The sequence below is a fragment of the Caballeronia calidae genome (genome assembly GCF_900044055.2).
Lineage (GTDB): Bacteria > Pseudomonadota > Gammaproteobacteria > Burkholderiales > Burkholderiaceae > Caballeronia > Caballeronia calidae.
Map to the genome: position 1 here is coordinate 19,171 of NZ_FCOX02000017.1, position 25,748 is coordinate 44,918.

Annotated in this window: 20 protein-coding genes; 4 read left to right on the forward strand and 16 right to left on the reverse strand. The window is 63.3% G+C overall.

Annotated features, from left to right (window positions below):
• Positions 1–133 precede the first annotated feature (133 nt).
• On the forward strand, positions 134–1,036 hold the full coding sequence (locus tag AWB78_RS17225; RefSeq protein ID WP_074173468.1) for a class II glutamine amidotransferase: 903 nt from the start codon (positions 134–136) through the stop codon (positions 1,034–1,036).
• A gap of 49 nt (positions 1,037–1,085) precedes the next feature.
• Here the strand turns inward: AWB78_RS17225 and AWB78_RS17230 are convergent, their stop codons facing one another.
• From AWB78_RS17230 to AWB78_RS17255, 6 genes are all read right to left on the reverse strand, one after another.
• A complete protein-coding gene (locus AWB78_RS17230; protein ID WP_033536539.1) occupies positions 1,086–1,811 on the reverse strand; it encodes an amino acid ABC transporter ATP-binding protein in 726 nt (241 codons plus the stop codon).
• Positions 1,808–2,485 (reverse strand): glutamate/aspartate ABC transporter permease GltK, encoded by a 678-nt coding sequence (gene gltK / locus AWB78_RS17235; protein ID WP_062606302.1) that lies wholly within the window; start codon positions 2,483–2,485, stop codon positions 1,808–1,810. The genes AWB78_RS17230 and gltK overlap by 4 nt, the downstream gene beginning before the upstream one ends.
• On the reverse strand, positions 2,485–3,225 hold the full coding sequence (locus AWB78_RS17240; protein WP_062606304.1) for an amino acid ABC transporter permease: 741 nt from the start codon (positions 3,223–3,225) through the stop codon (positions 2,485–2,487). Before AWB78_RS17240 ends, gltK begins: the two co-directional genes overlap by 1 nt.
• Positions 3,226–3,294: 69 nt before the next feature.
• Complete coding sequence (locus tag AWB78_RS17245) at positions 3,295–4,188, reverse strand: glutamate/aspartate ABC transporter substrate-binding protein (RefSeq protein WP_062606307.1); 894 nt, start codon at positions 4,186–4,188, stop codon at positions 3,295–3,297.
• Positions 4,189–4,508: 320 nt separating this feature from the next.
• Positions 4,509–5,822 (reverse strand): Glu/Leu/Phe/Val family dehydrogenase, encoded by a 1,314-nt coding sequence (locus tag AWB78_RS17250; protein WP_062606309.1) that lies wholly within the window; start codon positions 5,820–5,822, stop codon positions 4,509–4,511.
• A gap of 108 nt (positions 5,823–5,930) precedes the next feature.
• On the reverse strand, positions 5,931–6,902 hold the full coding sequence (locus tag AWB78_RS17255) for a LysR family transcriptional regulator (RefSeq protein WP_062606311.1): 972 nt from the start codon (positions 6,900–6,902) through the stop codon (positions 5,931–5,933).
• Between the two features lie 277 nt (positions 6,903–7,179).
• On the opposite strand from AWB78_RS17255, the gene AWB78_RS17260 reads away from it, so the two are divergent.
• Positions 7,180–8,568 (forward strand): MFS transporter, encoded by a 1,389-nt coding sequence (locus tag AWB78_RS17260; protein WP_062606566.1) that lies wholly within the window; start codon positions 7,180–7,182, stop codon positions 8,566–8,568.
• A 31-nt stretch (positions 8,569–8,599) separates the two neighbouring features.
• Here AWB78_RS17260 and AWB78_RS17265 read toward each other — a convergent pair whose 3' ends face one another.
• Positions 8,600–10,483, reverse strand: a complete 1,884-nt coding sequence (locus AWB78_RS17265) for an ABCB family ABC transporter ATP-binding protein/permease (RefSeq protein WP_062606317.1) — start codon at positions 10,481–10,483, stop codon at positions 8,600–8,602.
• 236 nt (positions 10,484–10,719) lie between these two features.
• On the opposite strand from AWB78_RS17265, the gene AWB78_RS17270 reads away from it, so the two are divergent.
• A complete protein-coding gene (locus tag AWB78_RS17270; protein WP_062606319.1) occupies positions 10,720–11,115 on the forward strand; it encodes an acyl-CoA thioesterase in 396 nt (131 codons plus the stop codon).
• A 9-nt stretch (positions 11,116–11,124) separates the two neighbouring features.
• On the opposite strand, the gene AWB78_RS17275 is transcribed toward AWB78_RS17270, so the two are convergent.
• Both AWB78_RS17275 and AWB78_RS17280 read right to left on the reverse strand, forming a co-directional pair.
• On the reverse strand, positions 11,125–14,238 hold the full coding sequence (locus AWB78_RS17275; protein ID WP_062606322.1) for a sensor domain-containing protein: 3,114 nt from the start codon (positions 14,236–14,238) through the stop codon (positions 11,125–11,127).
• Between the two features lie 182 nt (positions 14,239–14,420).
• A complete protein-coding gene (locus AWB78_RS17280) occupies positions 14,421–14,900 on the reverse strand; it encodes a nitrate reductase associated protein (protein WP_062606324.1) in 480 nt (159 codons plus the stop codon).
• 191 nt (positions 14,901–15,091) lie between these two features.
• On the opposite strand from AWB78_RS17280, the gene fdhD reads away from it, so the two are divergent.
• Positions 15,092–15,919, forward strand: a complete 828-nt coding sequence (gene fdhD, locus AWB78_RS17285) for a formate dehydrogenase accessory sulfurtransferase FdhD (RefSeq protein WP_062606325.1) — start codon at positions 15,092–15,094, stop codon at positions 15,917–15,919.
• Between the two features lie 12 nt (positions 15,920–15,931).
• Here fdhD and AWB78_RS17290 read toward each other — a convergent pair whose 3' ends face one another.
• From AWB78_RS17290 to nudB, 7 genes are all read right to left on the reverse strand, one after another.
• A complete protein-coding gene (locus AWB78_RS17290) occupies positions 15,932–16,696 on the reverse strand; it encodes an enoyl-CoA hydratase (RefSeq protein WP_062606327.1) in 765 nt (254 codons plus the stop codon).
• 56 nt (positions 16,697–16,752) lie between these two features.
• Positions 16,753–17,952 (reverse strand): acetyl-CoA C-acyltransferase, encoded by a 1,200-nt coding sequence (locus tag AWB78_RS17295; protein ID WP_062606329.1) that lies wholly within the window; start codon positions 17,950–17,952, stop codon positions 16,753–16,755.
• Positions 17,953–17,963: 11 nt separating this feature from the next.
• On the reverse strand, positions 17,964–20,390 hold the full coding sequence (locus AWB78_RS17300) for a 3-hydroxyacyl-CoA dehydrogenase/enoyl-CoA hydratase family protein (protein WP_062606331.1): 2,427 nt from the start codon (positions 20,388–20,390) through the stop codon (positions 17,964–17,966).
• A gap of 714 nt (positions 20,391–21,104) precedes the next feature.
• Positions 21,105–22,892, reverse strand: coding sequence for an acyl-CoA dehydrogenase C-terminal domain-containing protein (locus tag AWB78_RS17305; RefSeq protein ID WP_062606332.1), 1,788 nt, complete (start codon positions 22,890–22,892; stop codon positions 21,105–21,107).
• Between the two features lie 68 nt (positions 22,893–22,960).
• Entirely contained in the window at positions 22,961–23,635 is a 675-nt protein-coding gene (locus AWB78_RS17310; protein ID WP_062606333.1) for a TetR/AcrR family transcriptional regulator, read from the reverse strand.
• 271 nt (positions 23,636–23,906) lie between these two features.
• Positions 23,907–25,193: a phospholipase D-like domain-containing protein gene (locus AWB78_RS17315; RefSeq protein WP_374729475.1), complete on the reverse strand. Its 1,287-nt coding sequence runs from the start codon at positions 25,191–25,193 to the stop codon at positions 23,907–23,909.
• On the reverse strand, positions 25,193–25,669 hold the full coding sequence (nudB, locus tag AWB78_RS17320; protein ID WP_062606337.1) for a dihydroneopterin triphosphate diphosphatase: 477 nt from the start codon (positions 25,667–25,669) through the stop codon (positions 25,193–25,195). The genes AWB78_RS17315 and nudB overlap by 1 nt, the downstream gene beginning before the upstream one ends.
• Between the last annotated feature and the right edge of the window lie 79 nt (positions 25,670–25,748).

A 25,748-nucleotide genomic window follows, 5' to 3' on the forward strand; every position in this document is an offset into this window, starting at 1 on the left:
AGGAAGAATTCGCCGTGGAAATTCCACAACGTGCGCGCTGGCGAGCAGTCGCGCGATTTTTTCGGCCCGACCTCGGTGATATGCTTGTCGCACGTATTGTAACAACGAGGCCACAGGCCGCCGCTCCAGCATCATGTGCCAACTTCTCGGAATGAATTGCGCCGAACCGACCGACGTGACGTTCTCGTTCACCGGCTTCGCGGCGCGCGGCGGCGTCACCGATCATCACGGCGACGGCTGGGGCATCGCGTTCTTCGAGGACAAGGCCTGCCGGCTCTTCATCGACCATCAGTCGTCCGCCAGTTCGCCGCTCGCGGACATGGTGAAGCGCTATCCGATCAAGTCGAAGAACACGATCGCGCATATCCGCAAGGCGACGCAGGGGCATATCCTGCTCGAAAACTGCCATCCGTTCATGCGCGAGCTGTGGGGCCGGCACTGGATCTTCGCGCACAACGGCGATCTCAAGGGGCACGCGCCCGAAATGACCGGCGTATATCAGCCGGTCGGCACGACCGACAGCGAACTCGCATTCTGTGCGCTGCTGCAGGGCCTGCGCCGCGCGTTTCCATGCTCGCAGCCGCCGCTCGACGAAATGTTCGACGCGCTCGCCGTGCTCACCCGCGACATCACGCAATACGGCGTCTTCAATTTCCTGATGTCGAATGGGCAAGCGCTCTTCTCGCACTGCTCGACCCATTTGTACTACCTGGTGCGCAGTTGGCCGTTTTCGACGGCGCATCTGATCGACGCGGACATGTCGATCGATTTCGCCAAGTACACGACGCCGGAAGACCGCGTGGCCGTCATCGCCACGTCGCCGCTCACCGACAACGAAATCTGGACGCGCTTCGCGCCCGGCGATCTCGCGATGTTCCAGAAAGGCGATCTCGCGCGCACGGTGAATATTCCGGTGCCGGAGGAAATTGCGAGGAAGGCGGCCGAGCCGCTCGCGAAGGCGGGCATCGGGTCGGCGCTGAAAGTGGAAGAGATTCGCACGACGGCCGCAGTGGAAAGCGAACTGGGTATCGAATAAAAAAACGGCGCTTCTTTTCGGAAGCGCCGTTTTTCTTGTCAGACCAGGATCAGTGCAGGATCTTCGCCAGAAAATCCTTCGCGCGATCCGACTTCGGATTCGCAAAGAACGCTTCCTTCTGATCGTCCTCCACGATGAGCCCGCGATCCATGAAGATCACGCGGTTCGCCACCTTCTTGGCAAAGCCCATTTCGTGCGTCACGCACATCATGGTCATGCCTTCCTGCGCGAGTTCGACCATCACGTCGAGCACTTCGTTGATCATCTCGGGATCGAGCGCGGACGTCGGTTCGTCGAAGAGCATCGCGATCGGGTCCATCGACAGCGCGCGGGCGATTGCCACGCGCTGCTGCTGACCGCCCGAAAGCTGGCCCGGAAACTTGTCCGCATGTGCGCGCAGGCCGACGCGGTCCAGCAGCTTCATGCCCTTCTGCGTCGCTTCGTCGCTCGAGCGGCCGAGCACCTTGATCTGCGCGAGCGTCAGGTTCTGCGTGATCGTCAGATGCGGGAACAGCTCGAAGTGCTGGAACACCATGCCCACCTTCGAGCGCAGCTTCGACAGATTGGTCTTCTTGTCGGTGAGCGACTGGCCGTTGATGGTGATCTCACCCTTCTGGAACGGCTCGAGGCCGTTCACGGTCTTGATGAGCGTCGACTTGCCCGAGCCCGACGGGCCGCACACCACGACGACCTCACCCTTCTTCACTTCGGTCGTGCAGTCCGTCAACACCTGGAACTGCCCGTACCACTTGGAAACATTCTTGATAGAGATCATCTTGCGACCTTTTTCTGAAGACTTTTGACGAGGGCCGACGCCACCACGCAGATCACGAAATAGCACGCGCCCGCGAACAGGACCATTTCGACGGACGTGCCGTCGCGGTCGCCGATGTTCGTCGCCGTGCGGAAGAAGTCCGCGAGGCTGATGACGTAGACGAGCGACGTATCCTGAAACAGGACGATGGCCTGCGTGAGCAAGAGCGGCACCATCGCGCGGAATGCCTGCGGAAGCACGACGAGCTTCATCGCCTGGCCGTAGGTCATGCCGAGCGCGAAGGCCGCGTTCACCTGGCCGCGCGGCACTGCCTGAATGCCGGCGCGGATGATTTCCGAATAGTACGCGGCTTCGAACAACGAGAACGCGACCATCGCCGAGGCGAGACGAATGTCGATATCCGCCGACAGCCCGAGCACGTTCTGCAGCACTTGCGGCACGATCAGGAAGAACCACAGCAGCACCATCACGAGCGGGATCGAGCGGAACAGCGTGACGTACGCGCCCGCGAACCATTGCAGCGGCTTCACGCCCGAGAGGCGGAACAGCGCGAGCACGGTGCCCCAGACGATGCCGACCACGATGGCGAGCAGCGTGATCTGCAGCGTGATCTTGGCGCCGACCAGCAGCGTGGGCCACTGCGTAAGAACGTCACTCCAGTTGAACTGATGCATCACTTGCCTCCGATGTAGCCAGGCAGCCGGGTTTTCGCCTCGAGCCAGCGCATCAACAACATCACGACGAGGTTGATGAGCATGTACGCGAGCGTCACCGCGATGAACGATTCATACGTCTGCGCCGTGTAGTCGACGAGCTGGCGAGCCTGCGCGGACAGATCCAGCAGACCGATGGTCGATGCGACCGCCGAGTTCTTGAACACGTTGAGGAACTCCGACGTGAGCGGCGGCACGATGATGCGGTACGCGACCGGCATCAGCACGTAACGATACGTCTGCCATTGCGTGAAGCCCATCGCGAGACCCGCGTTGCGCTGTCCGCGCGGCAGCGCGTTGATGCCCGAGCGCACCTGCTCGCACACGCGCGCGCCGGTGAAGAGCCCGAGACAGATGATCGACGACGAGAAGAACTGCGCCGTGGGCGGCAGTTGCTTGAACCAGTTGCCGATGGAAGGCGGCAGCAGCTCCGGTATCACGAGATACCAGACGAAGAACTGCACGATCAGCGGAATGTTGCGGAAGATCGCGACATAGACGGTGCCGATGCCCGCCAGCGTGCGATTCGGGACCGTGCGCAAGATGCCGAACAACGAGCCGACCACGAGCGCGATCACCCAGGCCGCGAGCGACACGGTGATCGTCACCCAGAAGCCCGAGATCAGCCAGCCGAGATAGGTGGTGGGCTCGCCGGTCGAAACCGGACTCAGCAAGATGCCCCAGTTCCAGTGATAAGACATGGACTCACTCCAAAAAGAAACGGAAGAAGCAAGCTCCTTCCGTTTCGTCTGTTCGATTATCCGAACCGGTTAGTCGATTGCCTTGTCATTCGGGCTCTTGTAGAGAGCCTTCATGTCATCACTTTCAGGGAAGTTGAGGTTGAGACCCTTCGGCGGGATCGGGCTTTCGAACCACTTCTTGTAGATCTTGTTCGCTTCGCCCGACGTTTCGACCTTGGCGATCGCATCGTCGACGACCTTCTTGAACTCCGGATCGTTCTTGCGGATCATGCAGCCGTACGCTTCATGCGATTGCGGCGCGCCGACGATCACGAAATCGTTCGGGTTGTTCGACTTGGCGCGCTCGCCGGCGAGCAGCGCATCGTCCATCATGAACGCGACGGCGCGGCCCGTCGACAGCGTCAGGAACGACTCGCCGTGGTCCTTCGCGCTGATGATGTTCATGCCCATGTTCTTGTCCTGATTCATCTTGCGAAGCAGGCGCTCGGACGTCGTGCCGGCGGTCGTCACGACGGTCTTGCCCTTCAGGTCGGCCCAGTCCTTCACGCCCGAATCCTTCTTGGTCATGAGGCGCGTGCCGATCACGAAGATCGTGTTCGAGAAGGAAACCTGCTGCTGACGCTCGGCGTTGTTCGTGGTCGAGCCGCACTCGATATCCACGGTGCCGTTCTGCACGAGCGGAATGCGGTTCTGCGAGGTGATCGGCGTGAGCTTCACCTTCAGATCCTGCATGCCCAGCTTCTGCTTGACGGCCTCGACGACCTTCAGCGCGAACTCGTGCGAGTAGCCGACGACATTCTGCTTGTCGTCATAGTAGGAAAACGGAATGGACGATTCGCGATGCCCCAGCGAGATCACACCCGTGTCCTTGATTTTCTTGAGCGTGCCGGCGTCCTGAGCGTAAGCGCTCGTTGCGATGAGCCCGAGCGCGGCGACGAGCAGCGCAGCCTTTTTAACCTTCATTTGTTCGATCTCCTGTGGCGAAAAACGGGGCAAGTTTAGCAGGGTAATTATTCTGAAAGAATGATTGTTAACCCACGCCGTCTTATTTGCGAGACGGCCATGCACGCTGAGGTGCAACCTGGTGCGACCGCGCATATTACTGGCGTTTCAGCACTGATGCTTGACGGAATTCATCTAGTCCGCCGACTTGTAGTTTTAATGCAAATGCGGGCGGCATTCCGAGGAATGCCGCCCGCATCGTTCAAGGGGTGCAGACACGGCCCGCCTTCCGCGAGCCGCCCGCCCGATGCCCGTTCAGACTAACCTGCAACCGCATCGGATCAGGGATACAGGCCGCGCATTTCACGCGCCTGAAGAATCCGCGTACACGCGACGATGAACGCCGCCGTGCGCACCGATACCTTGTGCTCGCTCGCGATCTGCCACACGCCGGCGAACGCTTCGCGCATCACGCGTTCGAGGCGCTGGTTGATCTCGTCCTCGGTCCAGAAGAAGCTCGAAAAGTCCTGCACCCATTCGAAGTACGAGACGGTCACGCCGCCCGCGTTCGCGATCACGTCCGGGATCACGAGGATGCCCTTGTCGTTCAGGATGTCGTCCGCCGCGGTCGTGGTCGGGCCGTTCGCGCCTTCGACGATGATCTTCGTGCGAATCTTCGACGCGTTCTTCTCGGTGATCTGGTTTTCCAGCGCGGCCGGAATCAGGATGTCGCTTTCGATCATCCAGAACTCTTCCGGCTGCACCGGGTCCGCACCCGCGAAGCCGCCCACGCCGCCGTTCTTCGCGACGTGATCGAGCAGCGCGGCGGTATCGATGCCCTTCGAGTTATGAATCGTGCCCGTGTGATCCTGCACGGCGATCACGCGCGCGCCCGCTTCCTGGAACAGCTTGGCCGCGATGCCGCCCACGTTGCCGAAGCCCTGCACCGCGATGCGCGCGCCTTCGATCTCCATGCCGATGCGACGCGCCGCTTCCGTGGCGACGACGAACACGCCGCGGCCGGTCGCTTCCTTGCGGCCGAGCGAGCCGCCGAGCGAGATCGGCTTGCCGGTCACCACGCCCGTCGCCGTCTGCCCCTGGTTCATGGAGTAGGTGTCCATCATCCACGCCATGATCTGCTCGTTCGTGTTCACGTCCGGCGCGGGAATGTCCGTGTTCGGCCCGATGATGATGCCGATCTCGCTGGTATAGCGACGCGTCACGCGCTCGAGTTCGCCGCGCGACAGCGTGCGCGGATCGACGCGGATGCCACCCTTCGCGCCGCCGTACGGCACGTTCACCGCTGCGTTCTTCACCGACATCCACGCGGAGAGCGCCATCACTTCGGAGAGCGTCACATCCTGGTGGTAACGCACGCCGCCCTTGCCGGGACCGCGCGACGTGTTGTGCTGCACGCGATAGCCTTCGAAGTGCGCGACGGTGCCGTTATCCAGCTCGATCGGGCAGTCGACGACGAGAATACGCTTCGGGCGCTTGAGGGTTTCGAGCCAGCGCGACAGAGGACCGAGATACGGCGCGACGCGATCGACCTGCTGCAGATAGTTTCCCCAAGGGCCGAGATCGTCGGCGTGGAGATACGACGGGATAGCGTGTTTTGCGTCCGGCGCTTGCACAGGTTGCTTCGAGGCAGACATTGAGGCTCCAGCGGTGAAGGAATGCGCCCATTGTCGAAAAACCGCGTTTCCAAATCCAATGCCGTTTCCTTATCCCGTCATGCAATTCCTGCATAACGTCGCGGAGCCTTACGCGGCGGGCTTCCCCGGCGATGCCTTCAACAATTCTTCACCCACTGCGTCCCAGAGCGCGCGCATCAACGCCTGACGCGGCTCCTCGCCTTGCGCGGCGAGCTTGTCGCGATAGAGACGGATGTCCATCGTCAGCGTGAACTGGCCGGCGGGCGTGCCGCGCGTTCCACGATCGAGGCGAATGAGCCGGCCTTCCTCGACCGCATCCTCGACGGCGCTGTGCGGCAGGAACGCCACGCCGTGGCCGGCGAGCGCCATCGCTTTGAGGCCCTCGGCCATGTCGGTTTCGTAGACCTTGTCGAGATAGAGCCTCGCGGGCGCGGTCGCGATGATCACTTCCGTCATGCGCCCGAGGTACGCATTCGGCGTGTACGACAGATACGGCACCGGCGATTCGGCCGTCGCGGGCAGCGTGAAGCGCGCACGTCCGCCCTTCGTGACGGCGGAGAACGGGCTGATCGGCTCGACGCCGAGCGTGAGCATGTCGTAGCGCGCGGGATCGAGCGCGACCGGATGACTCGGATGGTGATAGCCCATCACGAGATCGCAGCCGCCCTCGACGAGCGAGAGCACCGCGTCGTGCACGTTGAGCGCGCGCAGCCGCGTGCGGATGCGCCCGAGCCGCGCCTCGATATGCTCCAGCCAGCGCGGAAAATACGTGAGCGAAAGCGTGTGCGGCACCGCGAATTCGATGGTCGCCGACGGCACGCCGCCCTGCCCGCGCAACAGCGTGCGTGCCTCGTGGAACTGCGAAAGCATCGCGAGCGCCTGTTCATAGAACACGTTGCCGGCCTGCGTGAGCCGCGTCGGATATACGGAGCGGTCGATGAGCTCGGTGCCGAGCCACGCTTCGAGCGCCTGGATGCGCCGCGAGAACGCGGGCTGCGTGATGTGTCTCAGTTCAGCGGAGCGACTGAAGCTGCGCGTCTCCGCGAGCGAGACGAAGTCTTCCAGCCATTTCAGTTCCATGCGTGTCGGGCGCGCCGGGGCGCTTGTTCAGCAAAGAACGCATTCTAGCGGGCGCATGAACCGCGCGAAGGCGCGGCGCACCATTCGCATGCGGTCGCGCACGGGCGCGGTGCCGTGGATTCGAACGCCACAGGCGCATGTGCATGCGCCCGAAATCCGCGCCGGCGCTCGCTCAGCGCGATGCGTCGATCAAATATGCATCACATTGGCACGGTGTTTGCAGTTTTCAGGCCGTCGCGTGCTCGTCCAGCAGCACGCGCATATACGGAACCCCGCAATGTCCAATCTGATCGCATCGCTCAAGAGCGGCAACTGGCGCTCGCTCCTCGCCTGCTTCCTTTACTTCGACACGGGATTCACCGTCTGGGTGCTGTACGGGCCGCTCGCGCCGTTCATCGGACGCGACGTGACGATGTCCGCCGCGCAGCAGGGCTTCCTCGTCGCGGTGCCGGTGCTGGCCGCGGCCATTCTGCGCGTGACGCTCGGCAACCTGTATCAGTCGAGCGACGGACGCCGCGTCGCGCTGATGGGCGTCGTGCTCTCGTCGATTCCGTCGATCGTGCTGCCGCTCCTGCCCGGCGTGCCTTCGTATGCGCTCCTGCTCGTGCTCGGCGTGTTCCTCGGCATGGGCGGCGCGAGTTTCGCCGTCGCGCTGCCAATGGCCGGGAGCAACTATCCGCCGAAGGTGCAAGGGCTGGTGCTTGGCTTGGCTGCGGCGGGCAACATCGGCGCGGTGCTCGACGGCTTTCTGTTCCCCCATCTCGCCGATGCCTTCGGCTGGCAGATGTCGACGGCGGCCGCGCTCCCGCTACTCGCGATTACGGCGGTCGCGCTCTTCGCGTGGGCATCGGATGCGGGCGAGAAAACGGGCAGCACGATGCGCGCGCTCTCCGGCTTCGTCGTGACGCTGGTCAGCCTGATCGTGCTCGTGCTCGCGGTGAATGCGGGCGTGTTCGGCGGCGGCAAGGCGGGCGTGCTGCTACTGCCCGTGATCGGTGCGCTCATCGCGATCGCGGTGTTGCCGAGCCGTTATCGCTCGGTGCTCGGTGAACGCGACACGTGGGTCATCATGCTGATCTACAGCATCACGTTCGGCGGGTTCGTCGGCATGTCGTCGTATGTGACGCTGCTGCTCACGTCGCTCTATCAGATGCCGAAGCTCGAAGCCGGCCTCTTCATGTCGCTGCTCGCGTTCCTCGGCGCGATCGTGCGGCCGTTCGGCGGCTATGTCGCCGATCGCGTGACGGGCGTGCGCGCGCTGCTCGTGCTGCTCGCGGCGATCGCCGTCGGCGATTTCGCGTTCGCGATCTGGATGCCGCCCGTTGCCGGCGGTCTCGCGATCCTGGTCGGCCTGTATATCGCGTTCGGTCTCGGCAACGGCTCGACATTCCAGCTCGTGCCGCATCGCTGGAAGGGCAAGACCGGGTTGCTGTCGGGGATCGTGGGCGCGGCGGGCGGCATCGGCGGGTTCTATCTGCCGGTGATCATGGGCATCGCCAAGGAAAGCACGGGCAGCTATCAGATGGGCTTCGCGACCTTCGGCGTGCTCGCGACCTGCGCATTCGGCGCGCTGTTCCTGTTGCGCGGGCAGTGGCTGCGCTGGTCGTCGACGGCGTCGCAAGGGCGCGAGGGTGTCGCGATGGGCGGCGCGCACGCGATGGAGTGACGCCCGGCGGGGCGGCGTTTCCCGCGCCGCCCTATTCGCCGATCGTCGATGTATCGCGCTGATCCGCCGCCGCTTCCTCCGCACGCTGCTGCTGCAACGCCCACATCTGCGCGAACAGCCCGCCCGCGCGCAGCAACTCCGCGTGCGTGCCGCGCTCCACGATGCGCCCGTGATCCATCACGATGATCTGCTGCGCATGCACGACCGTCGATAGCCGATGCGCGATGATGAGCGTCGTCCTTTCACGCGCGATCGAATCGAGCTCGCGCTGAATCGCGCGTTCCGACTTCGAATCGAGCGCGGACGTGGCTTCATCGAAAATCAGGATCGGCGGGTTCTTGAGCAGCGTGCGCGCGATCGCGACGCGCTGCTTCTCGCCGCCCGACAGCTTCAGCCCGCGCTCGCCGACGGCCGTGTCATATCCCGCCGGCAACGCCTCGATGAACTCGTGGATATGCGCCGCACGCGCCGCCGCGATCACTTCCTCGCGGCTCGCCGAAGGACGCCCATACGCGATGTTGTAGTAGATCGAATCGTTGAAGAGCACGGTGTCCTGCGGCACGATGCCGATCGCCGCGCGCAACGAATCCTGCGTCACGTCGCGGATGTCCTGCCCGTCGATGCTGATGCTGCCGCCCTGCGCGCGGTCGAGGTCATAGAAGCGGAACAGCAGCCGCCCGAGCGTCGACTTGCCCGAGCCGCTGTGCCCGACCACCGCCGTCGTCGTGCCGGCCGGAATCGCGAAATCGACGCCGTGAAGAATCTGCCGCGCCTTCTCGTACGCGAAGCTCACGTTCTCGAAACGCACTTCCCCGCCGCGCACGGCGAGCGGTTGCGCGTTGGGCGCGTCAGGCACTTCGCGGCCCGCGGCGAGCAGCGTGAACATGCGGTCCATGTCGGTCAGCGCCTGCTTCAGCTCGCGATACACCACGCCGAGGAAATTCAGCGGAATATAAAGCTGCAGCATGAACGTGTTGATGAGCACGAGATCGCCGAGCGTGAGGCGCCCCGCCATCACGCCTTGCGTCGCGCGCCACAGAATGAACACGAGCCCGACACCGATGATCGTCTGCTGCCCGAAGTTCAGCATCGACAGCGAGCGCTGCGACTTGATCGCCGCCGCGCGATAGCGCTGCAGGTTTTCATCGTAACGACGCGTTTCCCACTCTTCGTTGCCGAAGTACTTCACGGTCTCGTAGTTGAGCAGCGAATCGATGGCGCGCGAGTTCGCCTTCGAATCGAGATCGTTCATCGTGCGGCGGAAATGCGTGCGCCACTCGGTGACTTTCACCGTGAACACGATATACGTGAGCAGCGCGATGCCCGTGACGATCGCGTAATACGCCTCGTACTTCGTCGCGAAGAAAGCGAGCACGAGCCCCACTTCGACGAGCGTCGGCAGGATGCTGTATAGCGAATACGAAACGAGTTGCTGGATGCCGCGCGTGCCGCGTTCGATGTCGCGCGACATGCCGCCCGTCTGCCGCTCCAGATGAAACCGCAGCGACAGCGAATGCAGATGGCGGAACACCTTGAGCGCGAGTTGCCGCACGGCGCTTTCGGTGACCTTCGCGAAGAGCAGTTCGCGCAATTCGGTGAAGAGCGAAGTGGACAGGCGCGCGGCCGCATACGCGACAACCAGTAGCCCGATGCCGCCGATCAGCACGATGCCCGGCGAGTCGCTCGCGCGTCCGAGCGCGGTGAGATGCTGCACCGACGCGAGACCATCGACGATGCGCTTCATCACGATCGGCACGCCCAGGTTCGCGACCTTCGCGCCGATCAGGCAAGTCAGCGCGAACGCGACGCGCCATTTGTACGTGGTGAGATAAGGCAGCAGCGAGCGGATCGTCTGCCAGTCGTTGCGCGGGCCCAGAGGCGCGGGCCCGGGCTCGCTGTTGGAATAGCGGCGCATGAGTCGTATTGTGCTAGCGCGTCGCGCTCGGGCGCGGCGCCGGGGACGCTTTTATCGTCGAAGCGGGAGCACGTCTCTCGCATGCTTTCCCGTACAATTTACTGCACGCCCCGGCGGATTCGAGGTCGCGGCCTCGCGCGGAAGGGCGTATTCATAAATATGCATTGTCGCAGAAGGTTCAAGGGGCCGCTCGCGCCGGCCAGCCTTCAGCTGCCTTGCAAACCGGAACAGCTTCCATGACCGACCATCCGAATCTTCCCGAAAAGCACGTCGCGCTGCGCGTCGTGCCTCAGCCCGCCGACGCCAACGTCCACGGCGACGTCTTCGGCGGATGGATCATGGCGCAGGTCGACATCGCCGGCTCCATTCCGGCGAGCCGCCGCGCCAACGGCCGCGTCGCGACCATCGCGGTGAATTCGTTCCTGTTCAAGCATCCGGTGTTCGTCGGCGATCTGCTGAGCTTTTACGCCGATATCGTCAAGACAGGCAATACGTCGGTCACGGTGTCCGTCGAGGTGTGGGCGCAGCGCATGAACCTCGCGGAAGAGGTCGTCAAGGTGACGGAAGCGACGCTCACCTACGTCGCGACCGACCGCGATCGCCGGCCGCGCGTGCTGCCGTCGCTCGACTGAAAAGCGCCCTCAGTGGGGCAGCACGCCCTGCTGCAAAAGGCCCGGAATCGCATCGTGCGGCATCGGGCGCGAGAACAGATAGCCCTGCATCTCGTCGCAATCGCGCTCGCGCAGGAAGTCGTGCTGCGCGTGCGTTTCGACGCCCTCCGCGATCACCTGTAACTCCAGCGAATGCGCGAGCGCGATGATCGCCGACGTGATCGTCTCATCGTCGCCCGACGAGCCGATATCCGCGACGAACGAGCGATCGATCTTCAGCCGGTGCACCGGAAAGCGCTTGAGATACGACAGGCTCGAATAGCCGGTGCCGAAGTCGTCGATCGCAATGCCGATACCCAGCGCCGATAGCTCCGAGAGCATCATCACGGCTTCCTCGGCGTTGCGCATGATCGCGCTCTCGGTGAGTTCGAGTTCGAGATAGCGCGGCTCCAGCCCGGTCTCTTCGAGCACGGATGTCACGAGCCGCGCGATGTCGCGCTGCTGAAAATGCCGCGCCGACAGATTCACCGACACGCGCGCCGGCGGCAGGCCGGCATCCTGCCACGCCTTGTTCTGCCGGCACGCTTCGCGCAACACCCACTCCGACAGCGGCCCGATCAAGCCGCTCTCTTCCGCGACCGGAATGAACGACGCCGGCGATACGAGCCCTTGCTCCGGATCGCGCCAGCGCACGAGCGCCTCGATGCCGACGATCGCGCGCGTCGTCATATCGACTTGCGGCTGATAGTGCAGCAGGAACTCGCCGTCGCGCAGCGCGCGCCGCAAGCGGCGTTCGAGATTCATGCGCGCGCCGACGCTCGCGTTCATCTCCGGCTGATAGAACTGGTACGTGTTGCGGCCCATGTCCTTCGCGCGGTACATCGCGAGATCGGCCTTCTTCATGACGGTTTCGGCATCGTCGCCGTCTTGCGGATACAGGCTCGCGCCCATGCTGCAGCCGACGTACAACTCCGTATCGTCGAGCCACACCGGCTCCGAGATCGCCGCGCGCGTGCGCTCCATCCACGTGATCAGGCCGGCTTCGTCGGTGAGATCGGGCAGCACGATCACGAACTCGTCGCCGCCATGACGCGCGACCGTATCGCTCGAACGCGCCGAACGCGCGAGCCGCTCCGCGATCACCGCGAGCAGCCGGTCGCCGACGCTATGACCCAGGCTGTCGTTGACGTTCTTGAAGCCGTCGAGATCCATGAACACGACGGCGATCTTCGTCTCGCGCCGCCGCGCCTGCTCGATCGCATGCTGCAGCCGATCGCGCAGCAGATTGCGGTTCGGCAGGCGCGTGAGCGTGTCGTAATTGGCCTGATATTCGAGCTCTTCCTGATAGCGCATCAGATCGGTCACGTCGTTGATGATGCCGATGTGATGCGTGGTCATGCCCTGCGCATTCGGCACCGGCGCGACGAAGAGCTGGTTGAGGAAGAGCGCGCCGTCCTTGCGATAGTTGCGCACCACGACGCTCGCTTCCATGTTCGCGGCGAGCGCGCGACGGATCGCGACGAGTCCTTCCTGGTCGCCTTCGGGGCCGTGCAGGAAGCGGCAGTCCTGGCCGATCACCTCGCTCGGGTCGTAGCCCGTGATGCGCTTGAACGCCGGATTCGCATACTCGATGACGTTCGCGCCATCGACCACGCCCGTGATCAGGATCGCGTTCACGCTCGCATCGAGCGCGCGGCTTTGCAGCCGCAACGCGAGCTCGGCGCGCTTGTGATCGGTGACGTCGTGATAGGAACCGAGCACGCCGATCGTCTGTCCTTCGCCGTCGAGCAGCGGCAGCTTGCTCGTGACCACGGTGCGCAGTTGCTCGCCCATCACGATATCGCGCTCGTAATGCATCTTCGGCACCGTCGTGACGATGACCTCCGTGTCGTCCGCGCGCACGATATTCGCGAGCGCGCTCCACGGCAGGTCGTAATCCGTCTTGCCGATGACCTGCTCGTTGTACGCAAGCCCCGCGTCGTGCGCGAACGCGTTGTTGCAGCCGAGGTAACGAAGCTCGCGGTCCTTCCAGAACACGCGCTGCGGAATGTTGTCGATGACCGCTTCGAGCATCTCGTTCGATCGACGCGCCTCGGCCTCCGCGTTGATGCGGTCGGTCACGTCGTTCGCCAGCATGAAGATGCCCGGACGATTCGAATACATGAGCGTGTGATGCGAGACGTCCGCGCTGACGATCGCTCCGTCCTTGCAGCGGTAGCGCCACACGCCGGCCGAGCCCCGGCCCGACATCGACCGGTCGCCCGCTTCGCCGCCGCTGCGCGCGAGCCGCGCGGCGAAGCTGTCGAAGTCGTCGACATGATGCAGATCGCGCAGCGTCATGTTCATGAACTCCGGCTCGTCGAAGCCGAAGTGCTCGATCGCGGCCTGATTCACGGCGATGAAGCGCATCGTCTCGCGATCGACGATCCACATCGGCACGGGATGCGCCTCGAACATGCCGCGAAAGCGCTCGTTGCTGCGCTGTCTCGCGCGCACGACGCCGAGCTTCTCGCGCGACTGGCGCTCGCGGCTCGCGAACAGATAGATCAGCACGCCGCTGCCGGCGAGCATCGTGAAGACCAGCAGCAGCATCGCTCCGCTCGATGTCTGCGCGGATTGATCGAGCGCGGTGATCGTCGCAGTGTCGATACGCGAGCGCACGAAGGCAAGCTCTTCGTCGACGGCTTGCTGATCTTCGCCGAGCGTGACGAACGCGGCATCGGCCCAGGCGCGGGATTCGCCGGGGTCGGCGTTCTTCGCGCGCTCGAACGCGAGATTGGCGTCGCGGCGCATCACGGCGGCGCGCGCGGCCAGCGCATCGAAGGCACCCGTCATGCCGGGCTCGGTCGTGATCTGCGCGCGCAGGCCGCTTTCGAGCGCATCGAGATGCGCCTCGCGTTCCTGATGACGCGCGTCGGTTTCGGCGATGCCGGTGGCTTCGAAGCGGCTCAGTTGCGTGAGCGATTCGCCGAGCGTGCCGCGCCAGGCCGCCAGATCGCGCATGAGGCTCATCGAGCGCAGCGTGCGCGCGTCGCTTTCGCGCAGGCCGCCGATCCGCTCGCAGGCAACGAACGCATTCGCGCCGAGCGCGGCCAGTACCACGGCGATGTTGACGAGCAAACCTCGGGAGAGGAATCGAGTCATGAGCAGCGGGCTTATCCCTTTGACGCGCGTTAAACACGCATCGAAAACAGTGCGCGGCGTGGAAACGGCTCCACGCCCGCTTAATGGATAACGCCCAATAACGGCAGCGACGGCCCGTAGTTTAGGGCCGTGCTTCAAATAATCCGACTAAAGCGCCTGCTTAACGTTTGCGGGCTTTGTCGTCACTCCGCGAGGCCGAATTCCTTCATCGCGGGCAGGAAGTCGTGATTGACCTTGTCGGTGTTGCGCGAGAGTTTCGCGAGTGCATAGCGCTGGAAGCGGTCGAGCTGTCCCCAGCGATCGAGGCTCGGCGCGCTGACACCAGAAAGGCTGCTCTGCCGGATCACGGTTTCGGGCACGGCGTCGGCGTGCATCCACACGGGATCGGGATCGCGCTCGATTTTCTCGGGCGCGGCGTTCGCGTGCGTCTTCATCATCTCTTCGAGCGCGAGATCGAAGTTCTTTTCGAGTTCGGCCTCTTCCTCGATCGGAAAGCGTGCGAGCAACGCGCGATCTTCGTAGGGCAACTGCTGCCACTGATCGAGCGAAATACGCATGCCGAAGCGGTCCAGATTGAAGCGCACGGCAAGCGGAATGAAGCGAAGATTGTCAGAGGATTCGACTTCGAATCCGAAGAGACGTGCGGCGTCGTAAAGTCCCATGGCGAAGCCTCGTTGGATTGAGCGGAAGGTGCGCGACGCGCATCGCCCGCTTAAGTTATTGTAGGGCCTTGGATCTGGCTGGAACCATTGCAATCTAGCCGCTGTGCGCCGCGCGGTGCGTGCGAACAGCAACCATAGGCAGCAAGTCACATACCCGACTTTACTCGAAGTGCGCGGTCAGGAGCAGTGAAGTGAATCAACTCGAAACCGACGACCAACCCGGCTTCGTCGAGCGCCAGGTGCGCAGGCATCGCAGGAACGACAGTGCGGTCGCGGCGGATAACGTGAGCCAGGAATGGCCCGTCGCGCTCGTGTTCAACGGCATCTCGCACGCGGTGATGATGTGCACGCCGCGCGATCTCGAAGCGTTCGCCGTGGGCTTCTCGCTGACCGAAGGCATCGTCGAGCGCGGCAGCGACATCCACGACATCGAGGTTTATTTTCGCGACGACGGCGTCGTACTGCCGCATGCCGAAGTGCATCTGCAGGTCGTGCAGCAGGCGTTCGCGTCGCTGAAGGACAAGCGCCGCGCGCTCGCGGGGCGCACGGGTTGCGGCGTGTGCGGCATCGAAAGCATCGAGCTGCTCGATCTTCAAGCCGAGCAGGTGCCCGACACCGGCTTTCTCGCGCGCCTCGCGCCCGATGCGATCGAGCGCGCCGCGCGTGAATTGCCCGCGCATCAGCAATTGACGAAGCTGACGGGCGGCCTGCACGCCGCCGCCTGGTGCGATGAAACCGGCGCGATACGCCATGCGTTCGAGGACGTCGGGCGGCATAACGCGCTCGACAAGCTCATCGGCCAGTTGATCCTGAAGCGCGAGGACACGACGCAAGGCTTCGTGTTCCTGTCGAGCCGCGCGAGCTACGAACTCGTGCGCAAGTCGGCGCGCGTCGGCGTGCCGATGGTCGCGACGATTTCCGCGCCGACCTCGCTCGCCATCGCGATCGCGAAGCAGGCGGGCTTGCGGCTCGTCAGCTTCGCGCGCGAGAACAGCTTCGTCGAATACGACGTCGAGTGAAGCCGAAGCGGCCTATTCGAACTTGCTGAAGTCCGGCTTGCGCTTCTCGAAGAACGCCTGAAACGCTTCGCGCGCTTCGGGCGCGACGAGCATCCGCGCGAAGTGTGCGGCTTCGTCTTCCATGCGCGCGGTCACTTCGTGGGCCTGCGCGCCTTTCATCAGCGACTTCGTCACGCGCAGCGACGACGCCGGCAGCAGCGCGAGCCGTTTCGCCTTGTCGAACGCGTAGGCGTCGAGTTCGCCCGGCTCGATCGCGCCGTTCACGAAGCCCATGCCGATCGCTTCGTTCACGTCGAACGCTTCGCCCAGCAAGAGCTTTTCCGCCGCGCGCTGATAACCGGCCGTGCGCGGCAGCAGCAGACTCGATGCCGCTTCCGGGCACAGGCCCAGTTGCGAAAACGGCAGCGAGAACTTCGCGTTCGGGCTGGCGTAGACGATGTCGCAATGCAGGAGCATCGTCGTGCCGATGCCCACCGCCGTGCCCGCCACCGCCGCGACGATCGGCTTCGGAAAGCCGGAGAGGCGCCGCAGGAACTGGAACACGGGCGCGTCGAGTCCCTTGGGCGGATCGTTCAGGAAGTCGTCGAGATCGTTGCCCGCGCTGAACGTGCTGCCGTTGCCGCGAATCAATACCGCACGCACGGTCGCGTCCATCTCGGCTTCGTAGAGGCCGTCGGCCATTTCCTGATACATCGACGCAGTGATCGCGTTCTTCTTCTCCGGACGATTGAGCACGATGCTCAGCACGCCGTCCGCGCGTTCGATCTGAATTTCCATGCGCTGTCTCCTTCATGCCGGTCCGCGAGCGATGGCACTCGCGGACCCATTCCCGATCAAAGCCGCTCGATGATGCCCGCCGCGCCCATGCCGGTGCCGACGCACATCGTCACCATGCCGTACTTCAGGTTGCGCCGGCGCAGGCCGTGCACGACCGTCGAAGCGCGGATCGCGCCCGTCGCACCGAGCGGATGGCCGAGCGCGATCGCGCCGCCGAGCGGATTGACCTTCGACGCATCGAGGCCGAGATCGCCGATCACCGCGAGCGCCTGCGCCGCGAAGGCTTCGTTGAGTTCGATCCAGTCGATGTCGTCCTGCTTTAAGCCAGCAGCCTTCAGCGCGGCCGGAATCGCTTCCTTCGGCCCGATGCCCATGATCTCGGGCGGCACGCCGCGCACCGCGAAGCTCACGAAGCGCGCGAGCGGCGTCAGGTTGAACTGCTTCAGGATCTTTTCCGACACGACGATCAGCGCGCCCGCGCCATCCGACGTCTGCGAGCTGTTTCCAGCGGTGACCGAGCCCTTGTTCGCGAACACCGGACGCAGCTTCGCCAGACCTTCGATCGACGTGCCTTCGCGCGGGCCTTCGTCCAGCGCGATCTCGCGCGCGTTCACGCGCACTTCGCCGGATGCGAGATCGGGGAAGCGCTCGTTGAGCGTGAAGGCGGCGATTTCATCGGCGAATTCGCCCGCCTGCTGCGCCGCCAGCGCCTTGCGATGCGACTCCACCGCGAACGCGTCCTGCGCCTCGCGGCTCACCTTCCAGCGTTCCGCGACCTTCTCCGCCGTCAGACCCATGCCATACGCGATGCCGACGTCTTCGTTGCGATCGAAGATATGCGGCGACAGCGACGGCTTGTTGCCCATCATCGGCACCATGCTCATCGATTCGCAGCCACCCGCGATCATCGCATCGGCTTCACCGACGCGGATGCGGTCCGCCGCCATCGCAAGCGCCGTCAGCCCGGATGCGCAGAAGCGGTTCACCGTCACGCCGCCGACCGTGTTCGGCAGGCCGGACAGCAACGCGCCCATGCGCGCGACGTTCAGCCCTTGCTCGGCTTCCGGAATCGCGCAGCCGACGATCGCGTCCTCGATCACGCTGGTGTCGAGCCCCGGCACCTGCGCGACCGCCGACTTGATCGCGTGAACGAGCAGTTCGTCCGGGCGCGTGTTCCTGAACACGCCGCGCGGCGCCTTGCGGATCGGCGTGCGGCTCGCGGCGACGATGTATGCATCCTGCAATTGCTTTGTCATTTGTAGCCCCCTCAGTTGCGCACCGGTTTGCCCGTTTGCAGCATGCCCATGATCCGTTCCTGCGTCTTCTGCGTGCCGAGCAGTTCGACGAACGCGCGGCGCTCGAGCGCCAGCAGCCATTCCTCGTCGACGAGACTGCCCGCTTCGACATCGCCGCCGCAGACCGCTTCCGCGATGCGGCTCGCGATCAGGAAATCGTGATCGCTGATGAAGCGCCCGTCGCGCATGTTGACGAGCGACGCCTTGATCGTCGAGATCGCCGAGCGGCCCGCGACCGGCACCTGCTTCACGCGCAACGGCGGCCGATAGCCCGATGCGCTCAACGCACGCGCTTCCTTCTTCGCGATGTCGAGCAGTTCGTGCACGTTGAAGACGATCGTGTCGGACGGCTTCAGATAGCCCATCGCGCGGGCATCGAACGCGGACGACGAGACCTTCGCCATCGCCGCGTTTTCGAAGGGCTTTTGCAGGAACTTGAGCAGATCGCTGGTGGCGTTGACGGCGCTGGCCGCTTCCGCCGCGCGCAACGCCGCTTCCTTCAGGCCGCCGCCCGCCGGCACGAGACCCACGCCCACTTCGACGAGACCGATATAGCTCTCGACATGCGCGACGCGCTTCGCCGAATGCAGCAGCAGCTCGCAGCCGCCGCCGAGCGCAATGCCCGACACCGCCGACACTACCGGCACGTTCGCGTACTTCACGCGCAGCATGCCTTGCTGGAACTTCTTCACGAACGGCTCGATGCCTTTCGCGCCGCCCATCATGAAGGCGGGCATCGCTTCTTCGAGATTCGCGCCCGCCGAGAACGGGCCGCCCGGCGCGCCGAGCTGCAGCAAAGTCGGCTGCCAGATCACGACGCCGCGATATGACTTTTCCGCGAGCTCGATGGCTTGCGCGAGGCCGTCGATCACGCCTGGGCCGATGGTGTTCATCTTCGTCTTGAACGAGACGATGACGACATCGCTCTGATCGTCGTCGAGCCACGCGCGCACGTTTTCGGTTTCGAAGAGCGTCTTGCCGTAGGTCTTCGGATCGGCGCCCGTCTCACCGACGAGCGGCGCGCGAAACACCTGCTTCTCGTAGACCGGAAGCGTCGAGCGCGGCTCGAAGCGCTTCGAGTTCGGCGACCACGATCCTTCGTTCGTGTGCACGCCTTTCTCGGCGACGGGACCGTCGAGCACCCACGCGGGCAGCGGCGCGTTCGAGAGCGCCTTGCCTGCATCGATGTCTTCCTGCACCCACTTTGCGACTTGTTGCCAGCCCGCTGCCTGCCAGCTTTCGAACGGCCCCTGATTCCAGCCGAAGCCCCAGCGGATTGCGAGATCGACATCGCGCGCGTTGTCCGCGATCGATTCGAGATGCACCGCGATGTAGTGGAACACGTCGCGGAATATCGCCCAGAGGAATTGCGCCTGCTTGTTGTCCGTTTCGCGCAAGAGCTTGAAGCGCTCGGCGGGCGGGCGCTTCAGAATGCGGCCGATGATCTCGTCGGCCTTCGCGCCGCCATCGACGTACTGCGCCGTCTTCGCGTCGAGGACCTTGATCGCACGGCCTTCCTTGCGGTAGAAACCGGCGCCGGTCTTCTGGCCCAGCGCGCCGTTCTTCACCAATGCTTCGAGCACCGGCGGCGTCTTGTAGACGGGGAAGAACGGATCGTCGGACAGGTTGTCCTGCATCGTCTTGATGACGTGGGCCATCGTGTCGAGACCGACGACATCTGCCGTGCGGAAGGTCGCGGACTTCGCGCGGCCGAGGCGCGCGCCGGTGAGATCGTCGACTTCGTCGAAGCGCAGGCCGAATTTCTCCGCTTCCGCGATCACCGCGAGAATCGAGAATATGCCGACGCGGTTCGCGATGAAGTTCGGCGTGTCTTTCGCGCGCACGACGCCCTTGCCGATCACGCTCGTCAGGAAGGTTTCGAGCTGATCGAGGATTTCGGGCTTCGTGGATGCGGTCGGAATCAGCTCGACCAGATGCATGTAGCGCGGCGGATTGAAGAAGTGCACGCCGCAGAAGCGCGATTTCAGTTCATCGGAAAAGCCGTTCGACAGTTCGGTGATCGACAGACCCGACGTGTTGCTGGCGAAGATCGCATCCGCCGCGATATGCGCCGACACCTTCTTGTAGAGATCGTGCTTCCAGTCCATGCGTTCGGCGATGGCTTCGATCACGAGATCGCATTCCTTCAGTTGCTCGATGTCGTCTTCGTAGTTCGCGGGCTCGATGTATTGGGCGTCGTCCTTCACGCCGAACGGCGCGGGCGACAGCTTCTTCAGATTCTCGATGGCCTTCAGCGCGATGCCGTTCTTCGGGCCTTCCTTCGCGGGAAGATCGAAGAGCAGGACGGGCACGCGGGCGTTGATCAGGTGCGCGGCGATCTGCGCGCCCATCACGCCTGCGCCGAGCACGGCGACTTTGCGGATTTTCAGGGTGCTCACGGGTTAAGCCTCCGTTTGTTGCTGTGGTTCGGGTTTGGTTTGTTTGCTTGGGCTTCTATGGACTTCCTGATTTCGCGTCGGTCTGTTAGCTCTGCCCCTGTGCGGGGCGGCAGTCACTTTCTTTGCTGCTGCAAAGAAAGTAACCAAAGAAACAGCTATCACCATCCAAAGTACTTCACACCGGCCCCGGCACAGAAGATCGTTCGTGGTCCGGCACTAGCGAGTGCCCTCACAAAACTCTCCGGGCTTGGATCGCGCACGGTCTGTCACATCGCACCGCTCAACTTACTGGTAAGGCGCCAAATAGCTCCGGCCCGCTGCGCGGCCGACCGGTCCATCGGGGCTGCGTGTGCTTCTTTGCTAACGCTTCCATCTCACTGCATTTGTGATTCGTCGGTTTCCCTTGCAAACCCAACGGCAGCGCGTAGCGCTGTGCCGGAGCTGTTTGGTGCTGAACCAGTGCCCTCAAGGTTCTAGCTTGTCAGACCGTGCGCGGTCCAAGCCCGGTTAGGCCTATGAGGGCACTCGCTACTGCCGGACCACGTGCCATCTTCTGTGCCGCGGCCGGCCTGAAGTGCTTAGGCTGGGGATAGCTGTTTCTTTGGTTACTTTCTTTGCAGCAGCAAAGAAAGTGACTGCCGCCCCGCACAGGGGCAACGCTAATAGACCACTAAGAAAACGGGATCCAGCGAAACCAATCGCGCAAGCAGAAAATCAGAACAACGCTTCGTCAAAATCCATCATCGGCTTGGCACCGGCGCGAGCGGCCCGAATAGTCGAAGCGGTTTCCGGCAGAAGCTTGGCGAAATAGAAGCGGGCAGTACCGAGCTTGGCCTTATAGAACGCATCGCCCGAAGCGGCGTTATCCAGCGCAACGCGCGCCATCCGCGCCCAGAAATAAGAAAACACGAGATGCCCGACAGTCCGCAAATAAGGCACGGCCGCAGCGCCGACCTCATCGGGATTCTGCATGGCCTTCATGCCGATCTCCATCGTGAGCTTCTGCACCTTCTCGCCGATATCCGCGAGCGGATTGATGAACTCCTGCATCTCCGGCTTCACGCCTTCTTCCTCGACGAAATCCGTCACGAGCTTGCCGAAGCGCTTCAGCTTCGCGCCCATGTCGCCGATGATCTTGCGGCCGAGCAGATCGAGCGCCTGAATGGAATTCGTGCCCTCGTAGATCATGTTGATGCGCGCATCGCGGACGTATTGCTCCATGCCCCATTCGGAGATGAAGCCGTGGCCGCCATAGATCTGCATGCCCATGTTGGTGCCTTCGAACGCGTTGTCCGTCAGGAAGGCCTTGATGACCGGCGTAAGCAGCGCGACAAAATCGGCGGCCTCGGCGCGCACGGCCTCATCCGCGTGCGACAACTCCTTGTCGATGTTCAACGCCGCCCAGTACGTGAACGCGCGGCCCGCTTCGGCATATGCCTTTTGCGTGAGCAGCATGCGACGCACGTCCGGATGCACGATGATCGGATCGGCGGGCTTCTCCGGCGCTTTGGGACCGGTGAGCGCGCGCATCTGCAGGCGCTCTTTCGCATACACGAGCGAGTTCTGATACGCGACTTCCGTGAGGCCCAGGCCCTGCATGCCAACGCCCAGACGCGCCGCGTTCATCATCACGAACATGGCGTTCAAGCCCTTGTTCGCTTCGCCGACGAGCCAGCCCTTCGCACCATCGAGATTCATTACGCAGGTCGCGTTGCCGTGAATGCCCATCTTGTGCTCGATGGAGCCGCACTTGATGTCGTTGCGCGCACCGATCGCGCCGCTTGCGTCGGGCACGAACTTCGGCACGATGAAGAGCGAAATGCCTTTCGTTCCGATCTGCGCGCCCGGCAGACGCGCGAGCACCAGGTGGATGATGTTCTCCGCCATGTCGTGCTCGCCGCTCGAAATGAAGATCTTCGTGCCGGTCAGCGCGTAGGATCCGTCGGGGTTCGGCTCGGCCTTCGTGCGCAAAATGCCGAGGTCCGTTCCGCAATGCGGTTCCGTGAGGCACATCGTGCCGGTCCACTCGCCCGAGACGAGCTTCGGCAGATACGTGGATTTTTGCTCCGGCGTGCCGTGCGCGTGCAGGCATTCGTAAGCGCCGTGCGAGAGGCCCGGATACATCGTCCAGGCCTGGTTCGCCGAATTGAGCATTTCGTAGACCGCGTTGTTCACGAACGCGGGCAAGCCCTGCCCGCCGTACTCGGGGTCGCAGCCGAGCGCGGGCCAGCCCGCATCGATGTACTGGCGGTAAGCTTCCTTGAAGCCGGCCGGCGTCTTCACGACGCCATCGCCCTCGTAAGTGCAACCTTCGCGGTCGCCGCTCTGGTTGAGCGGGAACACGACTTCGGAGCAGAACTTGCCGGCTTCCTCGAGCACCTGATTGATGGTGTCGGCATCGAGGTCGGCATGCTTTGGCATGCTCTTCAATTCAGCTTCAACCTTCAGCACTTCGTGCAGCACGAACTGCATGTCGCGAAGGGGGGCGGCGTACTGTCCCATGAGTCTCTCCAGTTTCTTCAAACGTCTGGTTTGCGCGCCGCCGAACCACCTTGCGATTCGAACGGCCGCTAACGGCTGTCGGTATGTTGCGAAGTCAGATTCGCGGTCGCACTCGGAGCCGGTTGAGGGGCGCTGCCATTGGCGCCCGTACTCGACGTCTGATACGACACGATCGTCTTCTCCAGCGCGTCCCGCGTCAGTTGCACCGCCTCCGGCAGATGCAGGAAGCGCGCGTCGTGATGCAGGCCGAGCGTAAAGCTGTACAGCTCGAAGAGCATCAGATGCGGATCCGTCTCCGGCTTCAGATGCCCTTCCTCCTTCGACTGGCGGATCGCGCGCAACAGCGCCTCGCGCCACATGCTCACGCTGTGCACGAGCTGCTCGCGCACGGCGCTCGCGGCACGGTCGTCATACTCGACCGCTCCGCTGATATAGATACAACCCGTGGTCACCTCCTGGATGCGCTTCTCCATCCAGCGATTCATCATCGCGCGCAATCGCGGCAAACCGCGTGCTTCGCGCAGGCTCGGAAAGAACACTTCATCTTCGAAGCGCCGGTGGTACTCACGCACCACTTCCACCTGCAAGTCCTCGCGAGACCCGAAATGCGCAAACACACCGCTTTTGCTCATCTGCATCCGCTCGGCCAGCAGGCCGATCGTCAGCCCTTCCAGCCCGTCCCGACTTGCCAACTCCAGCGCTGCGTCGAGAATCGCGGCCCGCGTCTGTTCGCCTTTTCGCATGATGTCCCTACCGTTCTTATGTGACCCGTAAAATCGAACGGCCGTTCTATTATTGTGGCCGAACGCTGGTGATACAAGCAATTTTTTAGAAACGCGTTTCTAAAACGCGAGGACATGTCTATAGGATAAATCTCAACAATGTCCGCGCCCATTGTCGCGTCTTATGTACGGACTGCCTGTAAGTGACTGCCCGAGTTCCCAGTTGGTGGGAGGTCTTATCTGTGCTTGCTCACTGGCTAATATTTTTACTCATTAATTGCCGAATGGCATGTTAATCGTACTGACCGATTGTGATCATTTTCATCATCAGACGATATGTGTTGTATGCGAGCCAATTAAGCGCCCGCTCCGTAATTGGCCGCGACGCATAATGTTTTTCATCGATCGGACGGCCTTCATCGAACGCCTGAAGCAGAGCGTCGTGCAAGCCGGCGATTTCGGGATGATTCACGAGCACCATGTTGGCCTCGTTATTGAGCACGAGCGAGAGTGCATCCAGATTCGATGAGCCGATCGTCGCCCAGTCCGCATCCACGACCGCCACTTTGCCGTGGAGCATCGTCTTCTCATACTCGGCGATTCTCACGCCGTGCTTGAGGAGATTGCCGTAGAGAAACGGCGTCGCGTAATCCAGCGCGACAAACTCCTTGCGACCGATGACGAGCGACACGCGCACGCCGCGCTCCGCCGCGTTGACGAGCGCGCGCCTCAGCTTGCGGCCCGGCATGAAGTAGGGATTCGCGAGCAGCACTTCACGCTCGGCATGAGCGATTGCGCGCAGATACGCCTTTTCGATCGCGCGCCGATTGAGCAGGTTGTCGCGTGCGACGAACGCGACGCACGGCCGATCCACCGCGTGTATCTCGCCGAGCCGTGCACGCCTGCGCGCGAGCATGGCGCGGCGCGCGTTCCATCGGCCGGGGAGCCTGTCGCTTTCTTGCGGCTCGCAGCCCGGCTGCGACGGCTGACGCGGCTTCACGCCGAGGCGGATGCGCTGCCATTGCAGGTCGAACGCTTCGCGCACGTCCTTGACGACGGGCCCGTGCGCCTCCATCGCGAAATCCCAGCGCGGCCGCTCGAGGCGCGTGCCGTTCTGATCGTAGTCGTCGACGATATTGATGCCGCCGCAATACGCGTACGTCTCGTCGATCAGCGCGAGCTTGCGATGCGTGCGCGACCAGCCCTGCGGACCAAACAAAAGATGCGGGTTGTAGATGCGATGGTCGACGCCGCGCTCCTGCCAGAGCTTGAACATCGGCAGATTGCTTTCGGTGCCGATGCCATCCGTGATCACGCGCACCTCGACGCCGCGCTCGGCCGCGCGAATGAGGGCGTCGGAGACCGCGCGGCCGATGTCGTCGTTGGCGAAGATGTAGGTTTCGAGCGACACCGATTTGCGCGCGTTATCGATACGCTCGATCAACGCCGGGAAGAACTGCACGCCGCTCTTGAAGAGCCGAACCTCATTGCCAGACGTGAAGCAAAGGCGCGGCGGACGACGGCCGGAGAACAGCGCCTGCCGCAGCCGCTTGAAACTGCGTCGCGGGCGCATACCGATCATCGGTTATGCGCCGCGAGGCGCTCGGGCAATTGCAGGATCGCTTCTCGGTTCGACCACGAGAAGCATCGGTCAGCGGCTTCGCGAAACGGCAGCCACAGATGCGCGGTGTGCTCGCGCGGCGCGAGCGTGACTTCGAGGCAATGTGGCACGAGCAGGCTGAACTGATGCTCCGTGTTGTGCATGACGCCTTCCGCATAGCGATGCCGCCACTGCGGATAGATCTCGTATTGAATGCTGTGATGCCAGTCGAGCAGCGCGTTCGGCGGCACGAGCGCGCTGCCGATCACGATGCCCGTCTCTTCCTGCACTTCGCGCGCGGCGGTTTCGGCCAGCGGCTCGTCGATGTGATCCTTCGAGCCTGTCACCGATTGCCAGAAGCCCTTGTGGTCCGCGCGTTCGATGATGAGCACATCGAGCTCCGGCGTGTGAATGACGACCAGGACTGATTCGGGAATCTTCGGCGGCTTGAGCATGACGTTGTGAAGGCACGTTTCATTGTCTGTCTTCTGGCAAAGACTGTAACGCAAAAAACGAAAAAGGCGCACCCGGCGC

Excerpts from the sequence above, each read along its gene's own strand:
- AWB78_RS17225 (WP_074173468.1), top strand. The coding sequence starts at position 134 with ATGTGCCAACTTCTCGGAATGAATTGCGCCGAACCGACCGACGTGACG.
- AWB78_RS17230 (WP_033536539.1), bottom strand. The coding sequence starts at position 1,811 with ATGATCTCTATCAAGAATGTTTCCAAGTGGTACGGGCAGTTCCAGGTG.
- gltK (WP_062606302.1), bottom strand. The coding sequence starts at position 2,485 with ATGCATCAGTTCAACTGGAGTGACGTTCTTACGCAGTGGCCCACGCTG.
- AWB78_RS17240 (WP_062606304.1), bottom strand. The coding sequence starts at position 3,225 with ATGTCTTATCACTGGAACTGGGGCATCTTGCTGAGTCCGGTTTCGACC.
- AWB78_RS17245 (WP_062606307.1), bottom strand. The coding sequence starts at position 4,188 with ATGAAGGTTAAAAAGGCTGCGCTGCTCGTCGCCGCGCTCGGGCTCATC.
- AWB78_RS17250 (WP_062606309.1), bottom strand. The coding sequence starts at position 5,822 with ATGTCTGCCTCGAAGCAACCTGTGCAAGCGCCGGACGCAAAACACGCT.
- AWB78_RS17255 (WP_062606311.1), bottom strand. The coding sequence starts at position 6,902 with ATGGAACTGAAATGGCTGGAAGACTTCGTCTCGCTCGCGGAGACGCGC.
- AWB78_RS17260 (WP_062606566.1), top strand. The coding sequence starts at position 7,180 with ATGTCCAATCTGATCGCATCGCTCAAGAGCGGCAACTGGCGCTCGCTC.
- AWB78_RS17265 (WP_062606317.1), bottom strand. The coding sequence starts at position 10,483 with ATGCGCCGCTATTCCAACAGCGAGCCCGGGCCCGCGCCTCTGGGCCCG.
- AWB78_RS17270 (WP_062606319.1), top strand. The coding sequence starts at position 10,720 with ATGACCGACCATCCGAATCTTCCCGAAAAGCACGTCGCGCTGCGCGTC.
- AWB78_RS17275 (WP_062606322.1), bottom strand. The coding sequence starts at position 14,238 with ATGACTCGATTCCTCTCCCGAGGTTTGCTCGTCAACATCGCCGTGGTA.
- AWB78_RS17280 (WP_062606324.1), bottom strand. The coding sequence starts at position 14,900 with ATGGGACTTTACGACGCCGCACGTCTCTTCGGATTCGAAGTCGAATCC.
- AWB78_RS17290 (WP_062606327.1), bottom strand. The coding sequence starts at position 16,696 with ATGGAAATTCAGATCGAACGCGCGGACGGCGTGCTGAGCATCGTGCTC.
- AWB78_RS17295 (WP_062606329.1), bottom strand. The coding sequence starts at position 17,952 with ATGACAAAGCAATTGCAGGATGCATACATCGTCGCCGCGAGCCGCACG.
- AWB78_RS17305 (WP_062606332.1), bottom strand. The coding sequence starts at position 22,892 with ATGGGACAGTACGCCGCCCCCCTTCGCGACATGCAGTTCGTGCTGCAC.
- AWB78_RS17310 (WP_062606333.1), bottom strand. The coding sequence starts at position 23,635 with ATGCGAAAAGGCGAACAGACGCGGGCCGCGATTCTCGACGCAGCGCTG.
- nudB (WP_062606337.1), bottom strand. The coding sequence starts at position 25,669 with ATGCTCAAGCCGCCGAAGATTCCCGAATCAGTCCTGGTCGTCATTCAC.